At 70.9% G+C, this 9,035-nt stretch carries 11 protein-coding genes; all 11 read right to left on the reverse strand.

Features of this window, described 5'->3' with window-relative positions; translation table 11 throughout:
• Positions 1-40: 40 nt before the first annotated feature.
• Entirely contained in the window at positions 41-973 is a 933-nt protein-coding gene (locus RIF68_RS16900; RefSeq protein WP_309052096.1) for a hypothetical protein, read from the reverse strand.
• A 129-nt stretch (positions 974-1,102) separates the two neighbouring features.
• Entirely contained in the window at positions 1,103-1,495 is a 393-nt protein-coding gene (locus tag RIF68_RS16905) for a hypothetical protein (RefSeq protein ID WP_309052097.1), read from the reverse strand.
• A gap of 76 nt (positions 1,496-1,571) precedes the next feature.
• Positions 1,572-1,709, reverse strand: coding sequence for a hypothetical protein (locus RIF68_RS16910; protein ID WP_166625789.1), 138 nt, complete (start codon positions 1,707-1,709; stop codon positions 1,572-1,574).
• A 176-nt stretch (positions 1,710-1,885) separates the two neighbouring features.
• Positions 1,886-3,760 (reverse strand): DUF3560 domain-containing protein, encoded by a 1,875-nt coding sequence (locus RIF68_RS16915; RefSeq protein WP_309052098.1) that lies wholly within the window; start codon positions 3,758-3,760, stop codon positions 1,886-1,888.
• 230 nt (positions 3,761-3,990) lie between these two features.
• Complete coding sequence (locus tag RIF68_RS16920) at positions 3,991-4,422, reverse strand: hypothetical protein (protein ID WP_309052099.1); 432 nt, start codon at positions 4,420-4,422, stop codon at positions 3,991-3,993.
• A 122-nt stretch (positions 4,423-4,544) separates the two neighbouring features.
• Positions 4,545-5,414: a hypothetical protein gene (locus tag RIF68_RS16925; protein ID WP_309052100.1), complete on the reverse strand. Its 870-nt coding sequence runs from the start codon at positions 5,412-5,414 to the stop codon at positions 4,545-4,547.
• 94 nt (positions 5,415-5,508) lie between these two features.
• Positions 5,509-5,679 (reverse strand): hypothetical protein, encoded by a 171-nt coding sequence (locus RIF68_RS16930; protein ID WP_309052101.1) that lies wholly within the window; start codon positions 5,677-5,679, stop codon positions 5,509-5,511.
• Between the two features lie 127 nt (positions 5,680-5,806).
• Positions 5,807-6,349, reverse strand: a complete 543-nt coding sequence (locus RIF68_RS16935) for a hypothetical protein (RefSeq protein WP_309052102.1) — start codon at positions 6,347-6,349, stop codon at positions 5,807-5,809.
• Positions 6,350-6,578: 229 nt separating this feature from the next.
• Entirely contained in the window at positions 6,579-7,106 is a 528-nt protein-coding gene (locus RIF68_RS16940; protein WP_309052103.1) for a hypothetical protein, read from the reverse strand.
• A 318-nt stretch (positions 7,107-7,424) separates the two neighbouring features.
• Positions 7,425-7,874: a hypothetical protein gene (locus tag RIF68_RS16945; protein WP_309052104.1), complete on the reverse strand. Its 450-nt coding sequence runs from the start codon at positions 7,872-7,874 to the stop codon at positions 7,425-7,427.
• A gap of 578 nt (positions 7,875-8,452) precedes the next feature.
• A complete protein-coding gene (locus RIF68_RS16950) occupies positions 8,453-8,818 on the reverse strand; it encodes a hypothetical protein (RefSeq protein WP_309052105.1) in 366 nt (121 codons plus the stop codon).
• Positions 8,819-9,035 lie beyond the last annotated feature (217 nt).

The following is a 9,035-nucleotide window of genomic DNA, read 5'->3' on the forward strand; positions in this document are numbered from 1 at the left end:
GGTCGTTCCCGCATCATCCTGACCTGCCCCCGGGGGCAGGTCAGGTGTGCAGGACGTGTCGGCGCGGGAAGTGGATGCTGTACGGGCCCGGAGTGCCCTTGCACTGGGTGCTCCCATCCAGGGCGGTCGGTGTCTCGGACGCGATGGAGGTGTAGAGCGCGGTCCCGCAGTGTCCGCAGTAGCCGCGCAGGTGGAGCTCCTCGGCGTCCGCGGCACCGGCGAGGTGGTCGAGGTAGGCCAGGAGGTAGAGCAGGTCCTCCGGCGCCCGGGTGATGAACTCGGCGTTAGCGCGGGTCTCGGCGACATCCTCGGCGGGCGTGTCGGTGTCCTCGGGGCCGTCGTAGCTGACCGATACCTCGGCGACCTTGGCCCCGGAGGGGTCGCTGACCACGAAGTCGGTGTGCACGGCGTCCGGGTCGTCCTTGTCGACGGTGGCACCGTTGCGGTTCCAGGTGAACTCTTCGACGGTCCACGGCCGGTAGGTCACGGCGGCCAGGCGGTCGCGGATCTCGCGCACCCGGGCGGAGGTGTGGACCTCGTCGGGGAGCTGCGCGGCCTGGGCCAGGTCGAGCCGGTAGCCGACCGGTGCCCCGATGGCGCCGACGACGGTGCCCTCGGTCTCGCACAGGGGCCGCCAGATGTGGCGGTTGCCGTAGTTGAGCTGGTTGACCCACCCGAGCAGACCGTCGAACAGTTCGCCGACGGGGATGCGCCGCTCCTCGCCGGTGGCGGTCCAGTACGTGCCGTCGGTGCTCAGCACGTCGGCGCCAAGACGCCCGGTCAGGCGGAGGTGCGTGGCGTCGAACGGCGCGGCCGACTCGTGGTCGGTGAGTACGTCGCGGACGGCGGCGGCGACGTGTGCGCACGCGACGCGGGCCAGCCGGTCCTCGGCGCGCTGGATGCGCTCGTGGGCGTCGTCGAGCGCATCGTTCAGCTTGGCGTCGTTGACGGTGTACGGGACGGGGTGGGTCATGGGGTGGGTTCTCCTCGTTCGGGTCGGGTTTCGAGTGGGGCCGGGGGGGGGGGGGCAACCCCCCCCCCCCCCCGGGGGGTGGAGTTGGGCCGGGGCGGCGGTGCCATCCGCCGCCCCGGCCGGGGTGGTTCAGTTCGCGCTGGGCTCGGGTGCCGCGAAGGATGCGGTGAAGGCGGCGACGGCCTCCTCCAGGGCGTCCGTGGAGACGCCGTTGAAGAGGTCGCCCGCGTTGTACTCGTCCAGGAGGCGCAGGGGGCGCCGTGCGGCGCCGGTGCCGGTGGTGACCTTGTAGTCCTCGAAGGACAGCAGGGTCGTGGCGAGTTCGCCCGCGGTGGGGCTGATGGCGGTGAGGCGCAGGCCCTGGAACCGGTCGTGCCAGATCGAGGGCGCGAGCGAGAGGGTGAAGACCAGCCCGCCGATGCGGGCTACCTCCTTGGTGCCGACGACGGCGGCGGTCGGCTCGACTCGGCGGAGCAGGTGGAAGACGTTGAGGACGGCGTGCTGCGGGACGGGTCGGGCCATGGGGTTTCTCCAGTTCGACGGTGAGCGGGTGAGGCGGGGGCCGGCGGTGCCATCCGCCGCCCCCCGGGTGAGCGGGTCAGCGCTGGGGGCGGTCCTTGCGGACGATGGCGGCCGGGTCGGGGCCGAGGAAGCGGACCAGGTTGATCACGGCATCGGCGAAGCGCTGTGTGATGCCGGTGGGGCGGGCGGTCGTCTGCTCGGCTGAGGTGCTCACGTGCATGCCTCCGGTGATGGGTTTCGAGTGGTGGTGCCGGTCGGAGTGCCACCCCCTTCCAACAAGCTCAATATTACCAGCTTTACCCCCGATTCCCAAGGTTTGGGGGGTACTGATCTGGACGGATTGCCGGGGGCCGGCTGCCGCTCTCGGCAGCCGGGGCCCGGCTGCATCCGCTACGCCGTGGCGGTGGCCACGGCGTCCCGGGCGGTGGTCCACTCGCGGCGCGGGGTGATGCCCAGGTCCGCGAGGACCGCGTCAAGGCTGCCGCTGTCCGGCACCCATTCCCAGTCGGCCCCCTCGTCCCCGGGGCGGTCGGACCAGGTGAGCATGTACGAGCGGCCCGACGTGCGGGAGTCGCCGCACACGGCTTGCGCCTCTCGCCGGGTCATCACCCACAGGGCCCGCTTACGGGCCCGGCGGGTGTTCTTCGAGACGATGAACACCATGGCCATGGCCTCCTGCCAGTCCTGTGCATCCGCAGCGGGGGCCGGCCCGGGCGCGGGCACCGCCGTCGGGTTGTGGTGGCAGTGCCCGCAGGCGCGCGCCTGCGGGTTCCACTTGTCGGAGTGACACATGGGGCACGTCTCCGCCGGGGTGGGCCGTCCTTCGGCGGCCGGGGCCTGCTCACTCTGCTTCTCGCCCTCGACCGCTTCGGGCTCGGGCTCGGCCGCCGGGATCTCCTCGATGGCGCGGCTGCAACCCTGGATCGACTCGCCGCTCCACCCTGCGTCCCGGAGCCGGAAGCCGCGCCCGGCCAGGTACTCGACCACCGCGGTCCGCAGCGTGTTCGCCCACATGACCTCGGAGAACTTCTCACCCTCCGGGGGCGTAAGGGTCACCGGCGCGAAGTCCTTGTGCGGCTGGCTGCGCCCGGTCAGGAACGTCAGGGTGGCCGTGGTGCGGTCCTGGGCGCACTCGACCCTGACGCGCTTGGGGATCTTCGGGTCGCTGCGCTTCTTCGCCTTCGGCTTCGCAGCCTCGGCCGCCCGGACCGCGCTCGCCGGCAGCTTCTCGGACGCTTCGTGCGCGGTCTTGGTGCCGGGGACCTTCCCGTCGGCGAGGTAGGCGCGCATCACCTCGCCGGGGCAGCGGCCCCGCACGTTCGTGTAGTCGATGGTGAAGGTACCGAGGCGGTAGCCGGGCGGCGTGGCGTCCTCCCGGGTCATAACCGGCTTCGGAGCCAGTCGCAGGTTCCACGCGATCGACAGCCGCTTGGGGTTGACGCGGATCACCTCGTACCAGGAGCCGCGCATCCGAACGAAGTCGCCTGCGGTGAAGTCGTCCGGGCCCCAGACCTTCACGCCTTCGGCCTTGGCCTTCTCAACGACGCCCTCCCAGTGGGCGATCTCCTCGGTCATCTCCTCGATGAGTCGGGTGTGCCGGGCTCCGTCCCGGCCCGCTGCGGTCGCGGCCGCAAGGTGGCGCTCCTGGGCGCGCCGGTCGGCGCGCAGCTTCTCCAGGCGCCGCAGCGTGCGGTACGGGTCATTGCGGTGCTGGGTGTAGCTCTCCGAGGCCTCGGCCCGGTTGGACCAGTACCCCGCGCGGTCCCGCTCCTCGAGCGAGGCCCTCATGTTGGCGTCGATCCGGGCGGCGTCGCGGCGGGCGCGGCCCTCGCTGTGATGACCGACCAAGATCGGCTGTCCGAACTCGAACCGCTTCGAGAGCTGGTCGGCGGCCGCCCGCTTGGCGTCTGCCAAGGCGGTGGCCCGGCCTGCGCGGTCGCTGAACCGTTCGGCCCTCTCCGCTGCGCGCTCCTCGCGGTCGGCCTCGGCCTCGGCGAAGGACCGCCGGGTGTCCTCGTCGATCTCGGTGTTGACGGTCCACCCAGCCTTGCGCAGCGCGGCGGCGGCGCTGTCGATCTTCCGCTCCTGGGCGGCCTTGTCGCGCGAGTGCTTGAGGAACAGGCCGTCCACGTGCCTGGAGAACCAGAAGCCGTGATGCCGGACGATCTCAAAGATGCCGTCACCCTTGCGGGAGCCGGTGAGAATCGTTCCGTCAGCGCGAGTGTGGGTGATGGTGATGACGCCCTTTGCAGGGGTTGCAGTCACGGGGTATTGCCTTTCGTTCGTACGGGTTTCGAGTGATGGCGTTGGTCGGGGCGCCACCCCCTTCCAACAGGCTCAATATTACCAGCCTTGAACCTGCACACCTAGCGGAACTGGTCCCTTGACCAGGGGTTTTTTCTGCGTCCGCTCCTTGGCGCGGAGTTCCACAGCAGGCACCGGGAGCCGAGAGGCCGGGCCCGCGCGGGGGGTGGGGGGGGGCCCCGGCCCGGGGGTCAGAACAGAGCCGACTGGCCGGCGTCCTCGGCGTCCTGCTCGCTCTGCTGGCGGCGGAGCTGGGCGACGAGCGGGGCCTGGCGCGCGGCCGCGGCCCGCCTGCGGCTCTGGAGTTCCTCACTGGTGGCCCAGCGGACGAGCTGCTCGTGGTCGGCCAGACCCGGGGTGTCGTCGGTGACGGTGTACCGGATGTAGGGCTGTTCGAGCCGGTTGCGAATCTCCGCCCGGGTCATGACCCAGTCCGGCCCGTAGGCGCCGGCCACCGTGAGCAGGGTGCCGTCCGGCGCGTGGTAGCTGCGAACGGAAAACCCGTCCACGCGGTAGAGGCCGGGGCGGTCCTGCTTCTGTGCGGCCTCGGTGAGCTTCAGATCGGTCAGGCCGCCCTGGACCAGGTGGTGGGCGACGGTGTGCTGGCGGGTGACACGCGGCATCGCGTTCCTCTCCGTGGGGCGGCGTGCCGCCGCCCCACCGGGTGGGTTTCGAGTGACGCCGGGGCGGCGGTGCCATCCGCCGCCCCGGTCGGATCAGGGCTGCAACGGGGTTCGGCTGCGGCTCAGCGGGCGGCGGGCGGGAACCTGAGCCAGTGGGAGCCGCCCGCGATCGGGTCGCTGCCCAGCGCGGCGCGCAGTGCCGCGTCCGCCTCTCCGAGCGTCTCCGTGTCGTACGGGCCGCTCTCGCTGAGATCCATCTCGGTGGCGCCGTCGACCACCGTGACGATCCGGGGGGCGTCGGTGGCGTCGAAGAGGGCTGCGGTGGCCCCGGGGGCGGCCCTGCGCAGGATCGCGCCGACCCGGGGCGCGGCCTCCTTGAGTGCCAGCGCCTGGTCTCGGGTGACGCCGCAGAGGCAATCGAGCTCGTGCCAGTCCTGATCGGAGCCGCAAAGGCACCACCAGCCAGCGAAGTGCCACGTCCATTCCCACCCACCGATCGGGTAGAGCCCTTCATCGTCGGGCTCCACGATGTTGGCAGCTGTGTCGCTGCCCTCGTCGAGGTACATCCATCGGATGTGGACGATGACCACGCGGCGGGCTCCGCGACCGCTGGGCTTGCGCCGACGGGCCGCCTTGCGAGCCTGCGGGGTGGCCTCGGCAACCGCGGCGGCGCGGCCCGCGTCCCGGTCGACGCGACGCCAGTTGACACGGACGGCGACCGCCAGGGTCTCCTCGTCTTCGCTGTGGCGGCTGGGGCCGCCCTCGATGATGTGCACCGTGTCCGGGCTGTCCGCGCGGCCCTCGATCACGTGGATGGTGTCGTTGCAGTTGTAGCCGTACTCCTCGGCCATGCGGAGCGTCTGCTCGGAGAGTTGCCGTGCGGAGTCGAGCGGGAAGTGCGGGCTCAGCCAGCCGTTCCATCGGTTGGCCGGGTCGAGCTTGCAGTCGAAGGGGCCGAGCGTGTCGTCGATGCAGACTCGGGTTTCGATCATCGGACGGGTAAGGATCTGTTCCTCCTGGGGTGGTGTCGGGTTTCGAGTGGTGCCGGGGCGGCGGTGCCATCCGCCGCCCCGGCGGGAGTGCCATCTACCAGCCGGGCGGTACCGGCTCCTCGAACGGCGAGGGGACTTCGATCTCGCGGGTGTACCCGCCGTGGAGCTCCTCGTCGTGGTTCTCGCACTCGGGGTCGCAGGGCTCCCCCTCGTCCGCGCCGCAGTCGGTGCAGGGCTCTTCGAGGTCGTCGATGTAGGCAGGCATGTCGGGGCCTTCCGGTTCGGGTTTCGAGTGGTGGTGCCGGTCGGGGTGCCACCCCCTTCCAACGGGCTCAATATTACCAGTTTTGAGCCTGATCACCTAGCAAAAAGGCGGCCTTGAGCAGGGGTTTTCAGTTGGTGGCGGTGGGGAGGTTGAGCGGCTTCCACTGGTCGCCGGTCCAGAACTCCCAGACAGCTACGTCGGGGTCGCTGACCTTCAGGTCGCGGGCGAGTCGGGGCAGGAACGGGGAGTCGGGACGGTCGAGCCAGACCGGCGGGGCGCCGATGGCGATGATGATGGCGGGCAGCCCGTCCTCCTCGTATCCGCGGAGCAGGCTTTCGCGTCGGCGCGCGCACTTCGCGACTTCCTGGGCGGTCTCGTGCTCGGTGATGAGGTGGTTCAGCACCTCCTCCTCGGACAGCGGTTCTCCGTCCATGCGGCAGGCGGCGGCGAAGTCGTGGACGGCCCGATGGTCGGCGGCGGTGGCCGGGTAGAACCAGGTGCCTCCGCCGTTGCCCTGGTTTTCGATGACGCCCACGCAGCGCTCCCCTTCGTGGACGGTGGCGTTGTAGGCGATGCCGCAGCGCGTCGTCATCTGCTGGAAGTCGGCGAGGGTGTAGCGGTCGTGGGGGACGTGAAGCCCGGTGTGGGGCAGCTTGATCAGGTCGGCCATGGGGTTCCTCTCGCAGGGTGGGGTACCACCGGCAGGTGGTACCGGGACGTGGGGGCGCACGGGGCCGGCCACGGGGTGGCCGTCCGTCGCCAGTGGTGGCCGGTGACCACCGTGGGGCGCGGCCGCGCCGGGGCCTCGGGGCCTGTCGGCGCGGCCGCGCTCCGCGATGGTCAGTTCGGAGCGGCCGCAGCACCCCGGGGAGGCGGGGCGATGCGGCCGTTGCCTCGCGTCAGGCGGCCGCGCGGGCGATGCGGAGCAGGGTGTCCACCACGGTCACCGGCTCGTCGAAGAGCGTGACGGTGATGCGGTTGAACGCCAGGCTGGCGCTGCCGCGTTCGTCCTCGTCGAGGCGGCGGTAGTCGATCCGGCATTCCTCGGTGGACGCGGAGAGGGAGGCGAGCGTGGGCCACGGGTCATCGAGGCAGACGCAGCCGTGATCGTGGTGGCAGCCGTCGCGGCCCTCGGCCCACGTCCGCATCTGCTCGTACGCGGCCGGGGTCACGTTCCGCAACGTGACATGCACGCGGTCGCCAAATGAGTCCTCCAGTAGATGCGCAGTGAAGTTTCCGGAGGTGACCAGAAACCATGACTCCGCGGGGCCTTCACCGCGCCAAGCACGGTGGATGGTGCCGCTGCCACCGTCTGCCTCAATCAGGATCAGGGCGGCGGTGTGTGCTGCGGCCTTGGCGGCCGCACGTGCGGCCTCAACGGCCGCGCGCAGAGCGGTGGAACCGGCTTCGGGCATGGCGATATTCAAGGTTTCTCCGTGGGATCGGCGTGGGTTTCGAGTGGTTCTCGTTGTCCGGGGCGCCACCCTCTTCCAACATGTTCAATATTACCAGCACTGGACCGGATAGCCAAGCCGAAAAGGGGGCCTGACCAGGGTTTTCCGAGCTGCCTCCGCACCCCTGTGGCCCGCTGCGGGCGCGCCGGGGCGCGGGGCCGGCTACCGCTCGGCGCCCCGCTTCCGGCCGGGCGGGCGACCGGCGCGGCCGACGTCAGGGCCACTGCGGGCCGTCGCGTCCTGCCGCCCTGACCGACAGCCGGGGCGGCGTTCCGCCGCCCCGGCTGTCGGTCAAAAGCGGGCCCAGCGTCCGGGGTCAGCATCGACGGCTGCCTGATGGGCGCGCACCGCCTCGATGGTGCCTTCCGTGACTACTCGGTAGTGGGCTTCATGCACGGCGACGTGCAGTGCGATACACCGGGCGACCTCTTCGCGGTCGGTACCGCCCCGGCCCGTGTACTGGGGGCACTCGTCGCAGATCACACGGTAAACCGGCACTCGCCCGACTTCCTCACCGCGCGTGGCGCGGCGGGGCGCGATGCTGCCGGGGACCCATCGCGCTCCTGCGAACGGTGTGGGGTGCTGGGCGGCATGTTGCCGAACGTCCCGCACGTGCTGGTCAAGGTCGGCGGTGACCGGCCCGAGCCACTGCGGGCAGTGGTCGCATACCGCGTGGTATAGCGGCGTGGTGTCGACGATGCGGCCGTAAACGGCGAACGTGGGGGCGGCGCTGGTGGTCATACTCCGGACCTCTCTCGCTGGTGGGTTTCGAGGGGTGCCGGGGCGGCGGGGGCCGCCGCCGCCCCCGGCGGGGCCGGCGGGCGTCCACCACCACGCGGCGCCGGGAAAAGGGGAGGGTCCGCCGCAACAGGCGGAGGGGCTGGAGGCTGGCCGAGTCGCGCTGGAAGGGCTTCGGCGTCAGGGCCTTGCGGACGGCGGCCCGGTCGCGGCGGTGCGCGGCCTTCTGGTACGCCTTGCGCTTGCCGGGGGTGTCCTGGGCCTGGGCGCGGACGGCGGCGCGGTGGGACAGCTGCACATCGCCGTCCTCGTTCCGCGCGGCCGTGGTAAGGATGCCCTTCCGGGCGGCGGCGCGGTCGTCCATGCCCAGCAGGTGGGCGGGGTTGCCCTCGTGGGCGGTGCGGTAGCGGCGGTGGTGGTGGGTACGGGCCACGGTGTTCCTCCGGTGGTGCGGGTTTCGAGTAGCGATGCCGGGAGGGGTGCCACCCCCTCCCAACAAGCTCAATATTACCAGTGTTGGGCCGGATTTGGAAGCGGAAAACCGGCTCTCGCCTGAAGTTTTCCGCCTCCCTCGCGTGCTCCTACGCGACGTAGACGTAGGTGGGCCGACCGTCTGCCGGGGCGCACTTCACGCCTTCCGGGGCCACGTAGGCGGCCACAAAACCCCCGTCGTACGGTCCGACGGCGAAGCCCTGGGCGTCGGCCCACTCGCAAGCCGCCTCGGCGATACCGGTGGCCTCCCCGTCGTACGCGACATACAGCGGAATGTCGGGGCCGAAGAAGAGCGTCAGGTCGTACCAAACGGATTCCAGGAGACTGCGGACAGCCTCGGCGTTCGCCTCCTCGGTGGACGCGACCACGATGCGCGGGACCGGGACCTTGTGCGGCTCCGGCTTGGCGTCACACTCGCAGGTAATGAACTGGGCGGTGGTGGGCGTCGCGGTCATGTCGTCTGCCTCCGTGTGGTGCGGGTTTCGAGTGGTTCTCGTTGTCCGGGGTGCCACCCCCTTCCAACAAGCTCAATATTACCAGCACTGGACCGGATCACCAAGCTGAAAAGGGGGCCTGACCAGGGTTTTTCCCGGAAGTTCCATGATCTTTTAGCGGGCGTCCGGGCCCCCGCCGACCCCCCTCCCAGCCAGCCGTCTTTCCCTCCCCGGCCAC

It is taken from the genome of Streptomyces sp., from assembly GCF_031178505.1.
Taxonomy (GTDB): Bacteria; Actinomycetota; Actinomycetes; order Streptomycetales; family Streptomycetaceae; genus Streptomyces; species Streptomyces gulbargensis.